At 43.7% G+C, this 16,164-nt stretch carries 14 protein-coding genes; 12 read left to right on the forward strand and 2 right to left on the reverse strand.

The window, feature by feature from the left end; genetic code table 11:
• Positions 1-35: 35 nt before the first annotated feature.
• Together R7R24_RS11415 and R7R24_RS11420 are read right to left on the reverse strand one after the other, a co-directional pair.
• Complete coding sequence (locus R7R24_RS11415; protein WP_213970183.1) at positions 36-2,738, reverse strand: SLBB domain-containing protein; 2,703 nt, start codon at positions 2,736-2,738, stop codon at positions 36-38.
• A 64-nt stretch (positions 2,739-2,802) separates the two neighbouring features.
• Positions 2,803-3,321 carry an outer membrane beta-barrel protein gene (locus R7R24_RS11420; RefSeq protein ID WP_191116046.1) on the reverse strand — a complete coding sequence of 173 codons (519 nt, stop codon included), beginning with the start codon at positions 3,319-3,321 and terminating at the stop codon, positions 2,803-2,805.
• 403 nt (positions 3,322-3,724) lie between these two features.
• Between R7R24_RS11420 and R7R24_RS11425 the strand changes: the two genes are divergently transcribed.
• The 12 genes from R7R24_RS11425 to cysC all read left to right on the forward strand — a co-directional run bounded on the left by R7R24_RS11425 (position 3,725) and on the right by cysC (position 16,160).
• The gene (locus R7R24_RS11425) at positions 3,725-3,943 is read left to right on the forward strand and encodes a hypothetical protein (protein ID WP_031780921.1); all 219 of its coding nucleotides are present in this window, start codon (positions 3,725-3,727) and stop codon (positions 3,941-3,943) included.
• A 69-nt stretch (positions 3,944-4,012) separates the two neighbouring features.
• Positions 4,013-4,693, forward strand: a complete 681-nt coding sequence (locus R7R24_RS11430) for a YjbF family lipoprotein (protein WP_191116045.1) — start codon at positions 4,013-4,015, stop codon at positions 4,691-4,693.
• Positions 4,690-5,448: a capsule biosynthesis GfcC family protein gene (locus R7R24_RS11435; protein WP_191116044.1), complete on the forward strand. Its 759-nt coding sequence runs from the start codon at positions 4,690-4,692 to the stop codon at positions 5,446-5,448. Before R7R24_RS11430 ends, R7R24_RS11435 begins: the two co-directional genes overlap by 4 nt.
• Complete coding sequence (locus tag R7R24_RS11440) at positions 5,445-7,637, forward strand: YjbH domain-containing protein (RefSeq protein WP_191116043.1); 2,193 nt, start codon at positions 5,445-5,447, stop codon at positions 7,635-7,637. Before R7R24_RS11435 ends, R7R24_RS11440 begins: the two co-directional genes overlap by 4 nt.
• Positions 7,638-7,784: 147 nt before the next feature.
• Positions 7,785-8,726 carry an ADP-glyceromanno-heptose 6-epimerase gene (rfaD, locus tag R7R24_RS11445; RefSeq protein ID WP_005379462.1) on the forward strand — a complete coding sequence of 314 codons (942 nt, stop codon included), beginning with the start codon at positions 7,785-7,787 and terminating at the stop codon, positions 8,724-8,726.
• A gap of 126 nt (positions 8,727-8,852) precedes the next feature.
• A complete protein-coding gene (gene lpxM / locus R7R24_RS11450; RefSeq protein ID WP_318119495.1) occupies positions 8,853-9,839 on the forward strand; it encodes a lauroyl-Kdo(2)-lipid IV(A) myristoyltransferase in 987 nt (328 codons plus the stop codon).
• The gene (locus R7R24_RS11455) at positions 9,836-10,558 is read left to right on the forward strand and encodes a glycosyltransferase family 25 protein (RefSeq protein ID WP_005379459.1); all 723 of its coding nucleotides are present in this window, start codon (positions 9,836-9,838) and stop codon (positions 10,556-10,558) included. Before lpxM ends, R7R24_RS11455 begins: the two co-directional genes overlap by 4 nt.
• A complete protein-coding gene (gene waaF, locus R7R24_RS11460) occupies positions 10,555-11,610 on the forward strand; it encodes a lipopolysaccharide heptosyltransferase II (RefSeq protein ID WP_005379458.1) in 1,056 nt (351 codons plus the stop codon). The genes R7R24_RS11455 and waaF overlap by 4 nt, the downstream gene beginning before the upstream one ends.
• On the forward strand, positions 11,604-12,848 hold the full coding sequence (waaA, locus tag R7R24_RS11465; RefSeq protein ID WP_054576850.1) for a lipid IV(A) 3-deoxy-D-manno-octulosonic acid transferase: 1,245 nt from the start codon (positions 11,604-11,606) through the stop codon (positions 12,846-12,848). The genes waaF and waaA overlap by 7 nt, the downstream gene beginning before the upstream one ends.
• The gene (locus R7R24_RS11470; RefSeq protein ID WP_054576849.1) at positions 12,848-14,584 is read left to right on the forward strand and encodes an SLC13 family permease; all 1,737 of its coding nucleotides are present in this window, start codon (positions 12,848-12,850) and stop codon (positions 14,582-14,584) included. The genes waaA and R7R24_RS11470 overlap by 1 nt, the downstream gene beginning before the upstream one ends.
• Before the next feature lie 29 nt (positions 14,585-14,613).
• Positions 14,614-15,528 carry a sulfate adenylyltransferase subunit CysD gene (gene cysD / locus R7R24_RS11475; RefSeq protein ID WP_049534422.1) on the forward strand — a complete coding sequence of 305 codons (915 nt, stop codon included), beginning with the start codon at positions 14,614-14,616 and terminating at the stop codon, positions 15,526-15,528.
• 2 nt (positions 15,529-15,530) lie between these two features.
• Positions 15,531-16,160: an adenylyl-sulfate kinase gene (gene cysC, locus R7R24_RS11480; protein WP_054576848.1), complete on the forward strand. Its 630-nt coding sequence runs from the start codon at positions 15,531-15,533 to the stop codon at positions 16,158-16,160.
• Positions 16,161-16,164 lie beyond the last annotated feature (4 nt).

Raw genomic sequence — 16,164 nt, forward strand, 5'->3', positions numbered from 1 at the left:
CACCCTAATTCAAACTAGAACTAGGGTGGAGTCATTTACTTCAGAGCATTAATCGCAACACCCGTCTGATAAAGAATCTGCGTTGCTGCAGTCCATGTGCTTAATGCATCACGGTAGTCGGTATCAATTGGTACAACAATAGTATCACCAGCTTTTAGTTCTTCTTTGCTATTTCCGAACCAATAACCAGATGAAGGCTTATAAACAGAACCATCTGCACGCACTACAAAAATGCGGTCTTCGTCCGCTTGTTTTTTAGCACCACCCGCTTTGTTAAGATAGTCATCGACATCAAGTTTGTTGTCCAACAAGTAAGTAATTGGAACCTGAACTTCACCCATGATTGATACTGTGTTTCGGAAAGTAGGAACAAAGAGGAAGTCACCGTCCTCGAGCATAAAGTCTGCTGAACGCTCGCCTTTTAAAATACGGTTTAGCTGTACCACCATACGGCCAAGTGCTTTGCTGCGACTTGCTTCCTCAACAAATGCTAGTGTTTTTTCTGGGTCTGAAATTACAGAACCTATATTACTATCGGCTCGGAACGTCTTCTTCGCTGTTTCTTTTCGCATATCTGCGGCGTATTGGTTTAAAAGCTTCTGCTCTTGTAAACGCAATGCTTCACGCGTAAATATCGCTCCTTGGGGGTGAGCGAACTCTGTGAGACCACCCGCTCGATCCAATAGCTCACTTAAGGTTTCACCTTGGCGCACGGTATAGGTTCCAGGGAAACGAACTTCACCCTGTAAAGTGACTGTGCTTTGTAGCTTCACATTTGGCTTTTCTAGGATGTTCAAACGATCTCGGCCTACGATAATTGCATCGTCCGAAGCACTGCCTTGGATTGCTTTACGCAAATCAATACGCTCAACATCAATATACGCACGCTCATCCGCACTATTAATCGCGGTTCGTGCTAATTCTGCATTAATTGTGAATGCGTTGTAAGTCAAACCACCAGCTGCTTCAATAAGCGTTGATACCGTCATTCTTGGAGTAATCGGGTAGCGTCCTGGGTGCTTCACTTCACCAAAGACTTCAGCAATTTGAGGGGCTAACCCCAAACGAGACTGTTGTTGGAGTTGTAACAATACTGGTGCAAGCAAAGTGCGACGAGTGTTTTGCTTCAGCTTTTCAAAGTCTTCCTCTGTAATCTCTTTACCACGGAAAATGATTTTAGCTGGTTTCGCTTGCTCTGTGGTGCTCTGGTTGTTCAACGTACCGTTTACTGAATGCGAAACGGCAACAGAAGAACTCATTACTTCTTGTTCTTTCTGTTGTTCTAGCTCAGCTTGCTCTTGCGCTTGTTCTAGCGTTTTTGCTTTTGAAACAGACTCTTGTGTTGCGAATGTATCCAAGTCTTCGTTATTAAAGCGGTTGAAAACCAATATGCGATCTCGTGATTGTAACTGGAGGTTGTCTTGGCTACCTGGTGATAGAATTGCGTTGGCTAAGCTTAGTTGGAACACTTCAATATCACGTTGCGGATTAATCTCTCTTACCACAACAGCATAGTTAACATCAGCTGTAGAATTAAAAGCTGAGTCAACAGACTTGAAAAGATCAGCAACACGAAGCCCATTGCGCCATTCCACATAGCCAGGATGACGAACATCCCCCTCTATCTGCACGTAACGAGTAAGCTCTTCGCTTTTTTTCAAGATCTTGATGGCGTCGCCATTTTTAACTTTACTCTTTCGATCTTGCGTTTTATTGAAATCAAGCGTCAAAGCCTCACGAGCGTCATGTGAAGCGTAGCGTTTTATCTCCAACTGCTCGACATGAGCATTCGCAGTAAAACCACCTGCCATCTGAATAAGTTGTTGGTAAGTTTCACCGGCCTTGACTTCATAAATTGCCGGACGGTTGATCTCCCCTTCTATAGACACTGTATCCTTAACAGAACCAATTAAAACAACATCATCCGGTAGTAAGCGCACATCATTACTTGCATCACCTTTTAGTAAAAGGTCATACATATCCAACTTACGAATGATTTTACCATCACGCTTTAGCTGGATATCTCTCAGCGCCCCACTTTCACCAAAACCGCCACTGTAATAGATAGCTTGTGAAATTGTCGTTAATGCGCTAACCGTGTAGGCACCAGGTTTATATGCATCCCCCATTACAAACACTTGCATGGTGCGTAATTCACCCAATGAGATATCACTGCGCACACCAATCATTTGCTCTTTTACACGTTGCGTCAGAGAGTCTCGAACATCAGAAAAGTGCATGCCAGCAACATTTACCGGCCCAAGTGAGGGAAAGTTGATTGTGCCCGCACGATTTACGCGTAAACGATGCGTTTCATTCTCCTTACCAAACAACTGCACAATGATTTCATCACCTGCACCCACAGTGTAATTTGCCGGCACAGGAACATCACTGATCGGAGCAAAAGTGCTTGGAGAACCAGCAAAAAGATCTAAACCAAAACGTTTAAGCTCTTCCTGCTCACCTTTTTTGAGCCATTGTTCTTCGATATTGGAAGATACAGCGCTACTAGCTTCAGTTCTAGGTTGGATTACTTGCGGATTTTCGTAAGGAGACTTGTTTGAAGATGAACTAGAAGGAATGGAGAAACCATACTTACTCGCCAAGGCCTTTTGTTGGTCGGCGGGTAGATTTTGAAACATTTTCATTTGTTCTGGAGTGGGTGTTTGTGCCATTGAATAAGACGCAAACGTACTTGCCAATATAAAAGCGGCAATAGAGAAATATCCTTTAAACATGGTATGTCACTATAATAATTGAATAAAAGACCCTAGCCCCAAGTTTGAGCTCTAGGTATTTAAATTAGAATCGGTGCTGAAAACCCAGTGAAATCGAGTTAAGGCGAACTTGGTCTTCAGAGACGTTATCAACGAACTCAAATATCACCGCGCTTTGGTTATTTAAAGCGTAGTGCATACCTAACCCAAAACTAAATCCTTGTTCTTTGTGAGAACCTACATTTTGTAGATCAAGCTGAACGCTTGAATACCCAGCTAAACCGTAAAGTGCAACTCGCTCTGAAACCGGCATATTCAACTTAACAAAGCCGCTCAAAGCGCTATCAACGGCAAGACCACTGTCACGTTGAACTGATGTCCCGTAACGACCTTCTAAACCAATGTAGTCATTAAAGAAGTATCCTGCTTGAGCACTAAGAAGAAAGGGACTTCCCTCTTTCACGGACTCAGAAGATGAGCTTTTCAGTTCTGCATTTGAGTAGCTCACTAGAGCGCCTGCGTAAAAATCGGCTGACGCTGAAAAAGAACTCAGGCTCAAGCCCAGTGCACCAAGTATTCCCAAACAATGCTGCTTTCTTATCACGTAAAAGTCCCTAGTACTGGTAATAATATGGGCTGCCAAAGCAAAGTTAAGCGTGCTATGCAGGCCATTAAATACTGAAGAGTTGGCACGCTACCGCCCTGAGGCGTTGAGCGTAAGCCACTGTATCGCTTTCTATATGGTGTAAGTAAAAACGACCGATTTCCTCCAAACCTCTAGTTCTGGAGGAAATAGACCGACAAATTATGCACTCTTGATAGTTTATCAGCAAGCAAGGGAGCAAGATAACCGCGCAATGTCACGCTGGTGTTAGAAATGAGATCGAAAGCCATGGCAAAATAAGAAACTATTTACATGCTAAGGCTTTTTTATCTAGAATATAATTTGGAGCATTTTTTATGCTACCAAACATCGATGTTTTATACCGGATACACAAGGATTAATAATGAAGAATACAGCTCTAGCTATTCTTATGGCTCTAAGCGCAACAACTGCATTTGCAGCAGAAGAAGCAGGCTCAACAGGCACAGCTTCTGCGTCAGCAACTGGCACTACAGCTGTAGGTGTAGGCGCAGCAGCAGCAGTAACTGTAGTAGCAGTTGCAGCGTCAGATAGCGACTCAACATCTACTTCGACATCTACTTCTACTTCTACTTCTAACTAATTTCGTTTTGTAGAACAGAAGCCAATCGCCCTGATTAAGTCAGGGCGATTTTATTTGTAAGAGGGATCAATGAATATCTTCCGAATACCTAAATGGATACGCCAACTCCTCATTCTTCCATTACTCCTTGTACTCTTTGGCTGCACACAGAAATTCAATGATGTTTCAGCAACCGTTCAAGAAGCCTACGGTAACTACATTGATGTCGAGATGACACCAGAAGAAATAAATGCCGTTCCTTATGCCAGTGCCTATTTAAAACTTGGAACTCAAAAACAGGTATTTGTTGTTTTAGCTTTTGCGGAGCAAAACCGACTCAGCGGCAAAAAACAACTAAAATGGGTAAGCGCCGATAAAGCTATGATCGTTACAGAGAATGGGCATATCGTCAAAACGATCGGTCTACAGAGTGGGGACTTAGCAGGTGTTTACGGTGACGTTCCAGATTTTTCTTTACACTCAACCTCTGTCAACTACACACTTTCATACGATTGGGCAACACAATACCGTTATGGCTTTCCTGCAAATATAACGCGTTCTTACTCAGGCCAAGAGACGTTAACAACACCTATTTCTAGCACTATGACCAACGTATATAAAGAAGTTGTTGAGTTTAGCAGTCTTTCTCAATCGGTCGAAAACTACTATTGGGTCAATGAACAGGGTCAGGTCGTTAAAACCTTACAACACCTAGGGCCAAATATGATTCCGGTTGAGTTAACCATTTTGAAGGGATATAGCAAATCATGAGCAAGCAACTACTCACAGTATTCGGTTTGGTCATGCCGCTTTTGAGCATGTCTAGCTTCGCTCAAACAGAAACCTCTGCATTGCAACCATTAAATGTTGAATTGCTAGAAGCAGGCAAACGGCTACAATTTCAAGGGACGGCTCGTTTAGAAAGTGTGTTAGCACTTGCTAGGGAGCAAGGCGTCTCTCTGCAATACTCTCTTGGTACCACTTTGTTTGATAAATCGGAACGCGCCGAGAAAACCTCAACCGCTTTAAAGAACTCGGTGCTCAATCAAATGATTCAACACAATTTGGTCGCACATCCATTCTACAAGTTCATTCAGAAGCAAAGCTTTGCACCGCGCTTACTGTCTGCGATCGATGTTGATAAAATTCGACTAAATAAATTCGACAACCCACTGTTGCGCGGCAATTTCCTGCTCGCAAGCCCTCTGCGCGAAGAGAAAGTGTACTTCTTGGGAAACCTAAATAGCGTGTATTCCATTACGGAGCAAGCTGGCATCCCTTTGCAGAGACAGATAGAGAATTTGAAAACTAATATTGGTGCGTTATCAACACCGCCAGTGTTGATCTATCCAGATGGTCACATAGTTAAGCCGCATCACGGAGCTTGGTTAACGACACAATATTACTTACCACCTCTGACATTGGTATATATTCCGTTTGGTGATCTTGAATACTCCGAAATGGACCAAGATATTGTCCGTCTACTCACTCAATTGATACCAAATTCCACAAAGAGACCACAATGATGCCAATTAGAAAAAGCTTAACCCTTTCTTTAATGGGCCCAGCATTGGTTTGGGCTCAAGACATGCCCTTTGAGGCCCCCTCTTTACAACCTTCTCAATCTGACTTCGGTGGCGTTGGCTTAATGCAGATGCCAACCGGACGTATGGCTCCTGAAGGGGAATTCAACTTTTCGGTAACAGGTAGTGATGAGTACCTTTTTTACAATGTAACTCTGCAACTCATGCCTTGGTTAGAAACAACCATCCGTTACACTCAAGTTAAGGACCTGCCTTACTCATCATCCTTCCCCGATGTTGATAATGAATACACAGACAAAGGGATAGATTTTAAATTTAGATTATGGGAAGAATCTGAATACATGCCAGAAATCGCCCTAGGGGTACGAGACTTTGCTGGTACTGGTCTTTTTGATGCTGAGTTTCTTGCGGCGACAAAACGATATTCTAATTCGAAATTAGGTACTTTTGATTTTACTTTAGGTATGGGCTGGGGCTACCTAGGAACTAGAGATACGGTCACAAACCCTTTTTGTAAAGCATCAGACAAATTCTGCGATAGACCTTCAGAATTTCTATCTACTGGCGGAACAACTAACTTCGATAGAGCCTTTAAAGGCCCTGCTGCCCTTTTTGGTGGTATTGAATATCAAACTCTTCATAAGCCTCTTCGCTTCAAGCTTGAATATGACGGTAACGATTACAGCACAGACTATCCAGTTGTTCAGGCCGGTATAGATATGTCTCCCCACACACCATGGAACTTTGGTGTTCTCTACCGTCTAGGCATGGCCGATTTTCGTTTAAGTTATGAACGCGGCGATACTTTAGTAGCAGGCTTAACGCTAAACACTAATTTCAATGACATGCCATCATTCTGGCGAGACACACCAACCCCAGAAGTGGAAGATAACCAACCCAAAGAACTGTCTGATGTTGATTGGGAACGTGTAACAGAAGATTTAGACAAAATTGCTGGCTATCGAAACACGCGTGTTTATGTTGATAACAATACCGTAACTGTCGTTGGTGAGCAGAAAAAATATCGTGACCGTACAGAGGCACACGAAAAAGCGGCAGCTGTACTCCATAATGAAATGCCTGACGATATTGATACCTATGCGATCAATGAACGTAGCCGAGGCTTAGTCGGTGAACAAACGATTATTTCCAAAGAGAAATATCGCGACTTTGCCCAAGTTAATTACATCAATCCGAAAATAGAAGATGCAACCTCAAGGGCTACTACTAAGCCTACGGGAGAATCTATCTACGATGGTTTTGAACGTTTTGATTGGGGCTTTGCACCTAAACTAGTTCAAACTCTCGGAAACGCTGAAGATTTCTATCTCTTTAGTGTAGGGCTAAGCGGTAATGCCTCATATTGGCTGACGGACAACCTTGAAATTGGCGGTTCGTTATACTGGGATTGGTATAACAACTACGATAAGTTTATTTATGTCACTCCACCTGATGGCACTACTGTTCCTCGTGTTCGCACCATGTTCCGCGCTTACCAAAATGAACATGCTGTAACCATGTCAAACTTACAATTGACTTGGTTCCAAGAGTATTCCGATACGATGGATCAGCAATTCTACGCGGGCTATCTGGAGAGTATGTTTGCTGGAGTCGGTACCGAGTTTCTTTACCGTCCACAAGGAGCTAACTGGGCGATTGGCGCTGACGTCAACTTAATTTCTCAACGTGATCCACAAAGTTACTTCGGTGTTTACGATGATAAATGGCAAAACGTGCCAGAATATGGACGTCCGTTCCAAGTTATTGATAAAGGCTTCACTGGTTTTGTATCTGGTTACTACTACCCTCAATGGGAATTCCTACAAGATTTGATGATCCAAGTCGATGTTGGTCAGTTCCTAGCTGGTGATGTTGGTACACAAATTAATGTTTCTAAGCAGTTCAAGAGTGGCGTAATTGCTGGTGCCTTTGCGTCATTTACAGACTTGTCTGCGGATGAATTTGGTGAAGGTAGCTTTACCAAAGGTTTCTACTTGTCGATTCCATTTGACATCATGACCGTTAAGCCAAGCAACAATCGTGCGAACTTTAGTTGGCAGCCTCTTACTCGTGACGGAGGACAGAAACTCGGACGTAAATACAGCTTGATTGAGTTGACCGACGAGCGAAATCCTTGGTATCAAAGGCCTAACCGTTCGGATGTGGAATAATAAAGTAATCAAGGGAGCTGCGGCTCCCTTTTTCATATCTAGATACTGAGTATAGAAGACTCAAACCTATCTTCCTGCTTCCAATAGCGCTACTTTTCGTTTCTTGCTAGAATTCCTGAGAAAATTTTAATCTATGGTGGAAGTTCTATGATCATCGTAACTGGTGGCGCTGGCATGATCGGCAGCAACATTGTTAAAGCACTAAACGAAGCTGGTATTAACGATATCCTGGTTGTCGACAACCTAAAAAATGGCAAAAAGTTTAAGAACTTAGTTGATCTGGACATCACAGATTACATGGATCGTGACGACTTTCTGACCCAAATTATGGCGGGCGATGATTTTGGTCCGATTGAGGCAATTTTCCACGAAGGTGCTTGTTCTGCAACGACTGAGTGGGATGGTAAGTACATGATGCTAAACAATTATGAGTACTCTAAAGAGCTGCTGCATTACTGTTTAGATCGCGAGATTCCATTCCTATACGCTTCTTCAGCAGCCACTTACGGCGATACAGAGACTTTCGTTGAAGAACGCGAATACGAAGGCGCACTGAATGTATACGGTTACTCGAAACAGCAGTTTGATAACTACGTTCGTCGCCTATGGCAAGATGCTGAAGAACATGGTGAGACCCTTTCTCAAATCACCGGCTTCCGCTACTTCAACGTATATGGCCCACGTGAAGACCACAAAGGTAGCATGGCATCAGTTGCATTCCACCTAAACAACCAACTTAACGCAGGTGAAAATCCTAAATTGTTCGCGGGCAGCGAATCATTCAAACGCGACTTCGTTTACGTTGGTGATGTATGTAAAGTAAACCTGTGGTTCTTAGAAAACGGCGTATCAGGCATTTTTAACTGTGGTACTGGCCGTGCTGAATCTTTTGAAGAGGTAGCAAAAGCAGTTATCAAGCATCATGGCAAAGGCCAAATTGAAACCATCCCATTCCCTGAGCACCTAAAAGGCGCTTACCAAGAATTCACACAAGCGGATCTGACCAAACTGCGCACCGCAGGTTGTGATGTTGAATTCAAGACAGTTGCAGAAGGCGTTGCCGAATACTTAACTATCCAAAACAGTTAAGCACCACAAGGTGGTAGAACCATAACCTGCCACCTTTACTCAAGTGCAATAGCCTGTATCATTCCTAACTATCTTTTTCTCATTTAAACCACTTCGCCCGTACACGAATAGGTAACTAGACACGCCATGACAATAAAACGTGATGACTTCGACCCCAAAGCATATAACCCTGAGTTTAAGCGCCACTTTCTGTCGCCTAAGTACTGGGGCACGTGGTTAGGTGTTATCTTATTTTTACCGTTATCATTAATGCCACTGGGTTTACAAAAGTGGTTGGCGAAAACCATAGCCAAAAAACTGTCTAAATCCCACAAAGGTCCAGCTCATCGAGCGAGGGTTAACTTTGAGCTGTGTTTTCCGGAAAAATCGTTCCAAGAACGTGAAGCTTTGATAGAAAAAACACTCTACACAGCGGCCATGTTCTTTTTTCGCTTCGGGTTACTAAGTTTACGCTCACCAAAATGGCTTCAGAACCGTTGCCAAATTCGCGGCCTAGACATTTTACGACAGCACATTGATAGCAACGAAAATGTAATTTTAATGGTTCCCCACTCTTGGGCTATTGATGTGCCTGCTATCTTGCTCGCTTCAATGGGAATGCCAGTTTCTGCAATGGCGAAGAAGCAAAAGAATAATGTTGCTGACTGGCTGATGCACAAGCAAAGGGTCCAATACGGTGGTCGTGTTTATGAACGCTCAGGTGGCATTAAGCCTTTTCTGAAATCCATTCGAGATGGCTATGTAGGGTATTATCTACCTGATCAAGATCACGGCCCAGAGCATAGTGTGTTTGTGGATTTTTTTGCAACACGTAAAGCAACGCTACCTGGTTTAGGCAAAATTGCGAAACTATCACGCTCAAAAGTACTGCCTCTATTTGCGTCGATGAACACTGAAGATGGTACGTTTGATATTGAGATTTTACCAGCGTTTGAGCTGGATAAAGGCGAAGAGCAAGACGCTCGTACCTGTAATGAAGCCATTGAATATTTTGTCGGTGATAAACCCGAACAATATATGTGGGTACTACAGTTGCTGCACTCTCAAGAAGACGGCAATAACTATTACAATTTGTTTAAACCAAGATATAACAGCGACTGGAAAGTGCAGTGAAAGTATTTGTCGTAAGCTTGGCTCGATCGCTAGATCGCCGAGAACGTATTGAAGAAAAGTTAAAACAACAAGACATTACGTTTGAATTTTTTGATGCAGTAGATGGCTCTGTTGACCGTTTTCTTCATTCAGAAAAAAGTCGTCCTACCATTACTCTACGCCGCAAAGGGTATCAATTAAAAACCAGTGAAGTCGCCTGTTTTGCAAGCCATTACGAGTTGTGGGTTCGCTGTGTTGAGCTTGATGAACCGATCGTCATCTTAGAAGACAACGTCGACCCCGTAGAAGGGCTGAAGCAAGTACTCGAACATACCCTTCCATTGACTTCTAATTATGACTACATCAAGTTGTCTGCCACTCAGAAGCGTGTATTCACCCCAATCGTACCGATTGATGATAATCATATGCTAGGGGGATACTCAGCAGGCACTTGTGGTACCACCGCTTATATCGTTACACCTAAAGCAGCCTCAAAGTTTGTTATGCATGCTCAAGAGTTTATTGAACCAGTCGATGACTACATGGAAAAACCATGGAGACATGGTGTTCAAGTCTACAGCGTGTCTCCAGATCTCTTTACTAGAGCAGAGATTGCTTCGACGATTGGTGGTAAAAGAAAAGATAAATCCAAAATGACTCTTGCGAATAAAATATACGCTGAACTTTTTAGAACTTATGAGTCAATTTTGAAATTCCTATACTGGAAAAACAAAGCATGAAGATTTTAGTCATTGGCCCTGCATGGGTCGGCGATATGGTAATGTCGCAATCGTTATATATCGTATTAAAGCAACGCCATCCAGATAGCCAAATTGACGTTATCGCTCCAGGATGGTGTAAACCGATTCTTGAGCGTATGCCAGAAATCCATCAAGCGATTGAAATGCCTATCGGTCATGGTGAGTTTAACTTATTAGGCCGCAGGGAAATTGGCAAATCATTACGTGAAAAGCAATATGACCACGCCTATATCTTGCCTAAGTCAGCGAAATCAGCACTGATCCCATGGTTTGCCAACATTCCCCTTCGTACTGGCTGGAAGGGAGAAATGCGCTATGGTTTATTGAACGACTTACGCCCTAACATGAAGTCTTTTCAGTACATGGTAGAGCGCTATGTAGCGTTAGCTTATCCAAAAGCAGAAATGGTGGATTCTAACTCTCTCGGCGGGCTTGAAACCTTGCCTCGCCCACGCCTTGCAATCAACGCGGCAGAGCAACAAGCCACGCTCAAAAAGTTCAACTTAACGCAAGACCAACCAATTATTGGACTGTGCCCGGGAGCAGAGTTTGGTCCTGCCAAAAAATGGCCCGAAACACACTACGCTGAAGTTGCGACGCAAATGGCTCGTTCTGGGCACCAAATCTGGTTGTTTGGTTCTCAAAAGGACTTAGAGACTTGTAACAATATTCGCGCACTTGTTCCGACGCAATTCCATGAGCACATTCATGTTCTGGCAGGCCAAACCAGCTTAATTGAAGCAGTCGATCTCCTTGCTGCATGTAAGACTGTTGTCGCGAATGACTCAGGCTTAATGCATGTGGCAGCTGCGGTTGGTTGTAATGTTGTTGCCGTGTATGGCTCAACTTCACCGAAGTACACCCCCCCACTCGCAGAAAAAGTGGAGATTGTTCATACCGATATTGATTGTCGCCCTTGTTTCCAGCGTGAATGTCAATACAAACACCTTAAGTGCTTGACAGAACTTTCGCCTAAGCAAGTGCTAGATAGCATCCAAAAACTTGACGCCATTACGATAAGCTCATGTTAGTTCGTATTGTTTATACCTTACTACTCGCCCTAGCGTCACCGCTGCTTTTATTTGGTTTGTACAAGAGCAAACCAAATAAGCCTAAGTTCGGCTCTCGCTGGAAAGAGCACTTTGGCATAACCCCCAAGCTAAAAAGCAACGACAAACCTATTTGGATACATGCCGTATCTGTTGGTGAAAGCATAGCAGCAACACCTTTAATCAAAGCCCTTAAGGAACAAAACCCCGAACAATCTATTCTAGTTACAACAACAACAAGTACCGGAGCTGAACAGATTGCTAAGTTGGGTGATTTAATTGAACACCGCTATATGCCAATTGACTTTGGGTTTGCTATCAAAGGTTTTCTTAAAGCAGTGCAACCAAAACAGATGTTGATCATTGAGACTGAGCTGTGGCCAAACACGCTTCACAATGTTCACAAAGCGGGTGTCCCTATAACTGTCGTAAATGCGCGCCTATCTGAAAAATCGTGTCAGAACTACGCCAAAATACAGCGGCTTTTTAACCAGCTTCATCCATGCCTAACTCAAGTACTCTGCCAAACGGATTCAGATGCAGAGCGCTTCGAACGCTTAGGCGTTGAGAAAAAGAAACTATCCGTTACTGGCTCGATTAAGTTCGATATTCAAATATCAGAGCAAGTGAAACAGCAAGGACAGCAGCTTCGAGCCCAACTTGGAAACGATCGTCCGATTTGGATTGCAGCTAGCACCCACAAAGGCGAGGACGAACAGGTATTAGATGCACATAGACAAGTTTTAAAATCTCATCCAAATGCATTACTTATTTTGGTTCCTCGCCATCCGGAACGATTTGATGATGTGTTTGCGCTTTGCCAAAATTCCGGCTTTAATAGCACCAGAAGAACCAATGCTGCAATAGTTAACGCCGATACACAGGTATACCTTGCTGATACTATGGGTGAAATGCTGATTCTCCTTGGTGCCAGTGATGTTTGCTTTATGGCTGGGAGTTTGCTTGGGGATAAAGTTGGTGGACATAATGTGCTTGAACCAGTCGCACTCAACGTTCCAGTGATATCAGGCCCTAGTTACTTCAACTTCAAAGCGATTGTAGAAGACATGATTGCTCTGAATATTATAGACATTACCGATAAAACTCAGCTAGCGAGTAAAGTACTAGAGCGCTTTCAACATAGTAACTCTCAGCAAATGAGTGATTTTATTCAAGGCTATTTAAACTCGACTCAAAAAACAATTGAAGCAATTAAATAATGTCACAGACCCATTCAGCCTACTTTGTCATTACCGTTTTTGTGATTGCAATAATTGCCCTTGTCACAAGGTATCAAAACAAACCTGAAAAGGTTTTTGGAGTAGTTTTGCTTGTTTTATATAGCAGCAGATCCGTATCGACAGAGCAACTCATTAGCAGTATTGCCAATCCTGGCGTACTTACGCTGGTACTACTTATCATCTGCTCGCTAGCTTTAGAAAAGACCTCACTACTTCGTAGAATCTCGCAATTAGTCATCAAACCTAGCTATAAATCTACCTGGGTTCGACTGTTCTCGATAACCACATTGTCTTCAGCATTTCTAAACAACACAGCGGTGGTCTCTACCATGATCGCCCCAATACGTGCCAATGCCCTTCACCCAGCCAGCAAACTGCTACTTCCCCTATCTTTTGCTGCCATCCTTGGCGGAACACTAACGCTGATCGGCACTTCGACGAATTTAATCGTCAATAGTATGGTGCTCGATGCTGGGCTACCTAGTCTCTCCTTTTTTGATTTTTCACTTGTTGGCAGCATTGTTGTACTTGGGTGCGGGCTCACCCTGTTTTTACTTAGCCATTGGCTACCTAGCAACATTGAACGAGCAGATACTCAAGCTCAATACTTCATTGACGCTGAGGTAGAACCAAACTCCCCACTTATCGGTAAAACTATTCAGCGCAACGGGCTGAGAAATCTAAACTCTCTGTTTTTAGTCGAGATTCATCGCCAAGGAAGAACTATTTCACCAGTATCACCACATGAGTTAATAGAGGAAAATGATCGCCTATTATTCTGTGGAGAGATTAGAAAAGTAACTCAACTGAATCACTTCCCGGGCTTATCACTCTTTGCTCATAAAGGCGAAAGACTAAGTCATGATCTCAAAGAGGTCGTATTACGCCCTGAAAGTGCTTTAGTAAATAAGACCTTAAAACAAATTGGCTTTCGCGCTATGTTCAACGCTGCAGTTGTCGCGATCCGACGCGATGGCCACACGGTTTCCGGAAAGCTCGGTGAAGTTACCTTAAAAGCTGGTGACTATCTGGTACTCGCTGTAGGTGATGACTATCACCAGAGAAATAACATCGCTAAAAACTTTATCCAGCTCCAAGCGCTAAAAGCCGATAGGCTGCTCAAAGGACCACAAGAAATTGTCGCTGTTCTTGGCTTTTTTAGTGCTATCGCCCTCGCAGCTATGGAGATAGCTCCACTGCTGCACAACCTGATCTTGTTGCTTGGTGTTCTACTATTAACTGGAGCACTGAAAACGAATGAAATTATACGAAGGCTACCAGTCCAGATATGGCTAGTAATTTCATCTGCACTTTTGCTGTCTCAGGCATTAGATAATAGTACAGCAGTCGACCTCCTGCGGAGCGCAATGACAGAACAAGCTGAATTTATGAGCCCATTGTCAGGGCTTATCATGGTTTACTTGGTCACTTTATTGCTAACGGAGTTGGTCACCAACAATGCGGCGGCGGCCTTAGTCTTCCCCGTTGCTTATGCCCTCGCGACGAGTCTAGATGCAAATCTTCACAGCTATATTTTAGCTGTCGCGTTCGGCGCAAGTGCAAGCTTTATTAGCCCATATGGATACCAAACCAACTTAATGGTTTACAATGCAGGTCAGTACTGTATCAAGGATTATATAAAGATTGGGGTGCCGATGAGTATTACGTATAGCGGTTTAGTATTAACGGCTATCACAACTATCTATGGCGTTTAACTCCCTCATCGAATCAAAGAGAGACCGGAATGAAACTTTCTCCACAACGAATGACTCACCTTAAGCAGCTTGAGGCAGAATCTATCCATATTATGCGTGAGGTAGCTGCCGAGTTTGATAACCCAGTGATGCTTTACTCTGTTGGTAAAGACTCTTCAGTGATGCTACACCTTGCGCAGAAAGCCTTTGCGCCTGGCATTCCCCCGTTTCCACTTATGCATGTTGATACCACATGGAAATTCAAAGAAATGATTGAGTTTCGTGACTACATGGCGAAAAAGCTTGGTATGAAGCTGATTGTGCACCAAAATCCAGAAGGGCTTGCGATGAACATCAGCCCATTTGTGCATGGCAGCTCAAAACATACTGATATCATGAAGACACAAGGCCTAAAACAAGCCTTAGATAATCATGGCTTTGATGCTGCTTTTGGTGGTGCTCGTCGTGACGAAGAAAAGTCTCGCGCGAAAGAGCGTGTTTACTCTTTCCGTGATGAACATCACCGCTGGGATCCTAAAAATCAACGCCCTGAGCTTTGGAATATCTACAACGGCAAAGTAAACCAAGGCGAGAGCATTCGCGTATTCCCTCTTTCTAACTGGACTGAGCTGGATATCTGGCAATATATCTACCTAGAGAGCATCGAGATTCCAAGCCTGTACTTTGCAAAAGAGCGTCCCGTCGTTGAGCGTGACGGTATGTTGATCATGAAAGATGATGATCGCATGGAGCTTCGTGAAGGGGAGACGGTAGAACAACGCATGGTTCGCTTCCGTACACTAGGCTGCTACCCATTAACGGGAGCGGTTGAATCTCAAGCAACAACGCTACCAGAGATCATTCAAGAGATGCTGCTTACAACCACTTCTGAGCGCCAAGGCCGTGCCATTGACCATGATAGCTCTGGCTCCATGGAGAAAAAGAAACGTGAGGGTTACTTCTAACTATGACCTCGCCGTATCAAAAGAAGCACAATGAGTCTGTGAGTGACGATGTGGTTTGGCATAACACCAGCGTAACTCATGAAGATCGTGTTGCGCTTAAGCAGCAAAAGCCTGTTGTACTTTGGTTTACCGGACTTAGTGGCTCAGGAAAATCGACCGTCGCTAACGCGGTAGAAAGCAAGCTATTAGCGTTAGGTAAACATAGTTACCTTCTTGATGGTGACAATGTGCGCCACGGTCTAAACAAAGATCTTGGCTTTAGTGATCTAGACCGTATTGAGAACATTCGCCGCATTGGCGAGGTGGCTAAACTATTTGTCGATGCCGGGAACATTGTTCTGACCGCGTTTATTTCGCCATTTATCTCAGATAGAGAGCAAGTGCGCCAGTTAATGCAGCAAGGCGAGTTTTTAGAGGTGTTTGTTGATACTCCACTCGCAATCTGCGAGCAAAGAGATCCTAAAGGCCTGTATAAAAAGGCACGCGCAGGTGAGATTAAACACTTCACTGGCATCGACTCTGAGTACCAAGCGCCTATATCTCCAGAAATTCACATCAAGACAGCTGAGCTGTCTGTCGAAGCGTGTGCCGACCAAGTGATTCAAGCGCTCACTGAAAAAGAATACATTTAAAAGG

The organism is Vibrio sp. 704 (assembly GCF_033339295.1).

Bases quoted from the DNA above. Each gene is read 5' to 3' on its own strand.
- R7R24_RS11415 (WP_213970183.1), bottom strand. From the start codon at position 2,738: ATGTTTAAAGGATATTTCTCTATTGCCGCTTTTATATTGGCAAGTACG.
- R7R24_RS11425 (WP_031780921.1), top strand. From the start codon at position 3,725: ATGAAGAATACAGCTCTAGCTATTCTTATGGCTCTAAGCGCAACAACT.
- R7R24_RS11430 (WP_191116045.1), top strand. From the start codon at position 4,013: ATGAATATCTTCCGAATACCTAAATGGATACGCCAACTCCTCATTCTT.
- R7R24_RS11435 (WP_191116044.1), top strand. From the start codon at position 4,690: ATGAGCAAGCAACTACTCACAGTATTCGGTTTGGTCATGCCGCTTTTG.
- R7R24_RS11440 (WP_191116043.1), top strand. From the start codon at position 5,445: ATGATGCCAATTAGAAAAAGCTTAACCCTTTCTTTAATGGGCCCAGCA.
- rfaD (WP_005379462.1), top strand. From the start codon at position 7,785: ATGATCATCGTAACTGGTGGCGCTGGCATGATCGGCAGCAACATTGTT.
- lpxM (WP_318119495.1), top strand. From the start codon at position 8,853: ATGACAATAAAACGTGATGACTTCGACCCCAAAGCATATAACCCTGAG.
- waaF (WP_005379458.1), top strand. From the start codon at position 10,555: ATGAAGATTTTAGTCATTGGCCCTGCATGGGTCGGCGATATGGTAATG.
- waaA (WP_054576850.1), top strand. From the start codon at position 11,604: ATGTTAGTTCGTATTGTTTATACCTTACTACTCGCCCTAGCGTCACCG.
- R7R24_RS11470 (WP_054576849.1), top strand. From the start codon at position 12,848: ATGTCACAGACCCATTCAGCCTACTTTGTCATTACCGTTTTTGTGATT.
- cysD (WP_049534422.1), top strand. From the start codon at position 14,614: ATGAAACTTTCTCCACAACGAATGACTCACCTTAAGCAGCTTGAGGCA.
- cysC (WP_054576848.1), top strand. From the start codon at position 15,531: ATGACCTCGCCGTATCAAAAGAAGCACAATGAGTCTGTGAGTGACGAT.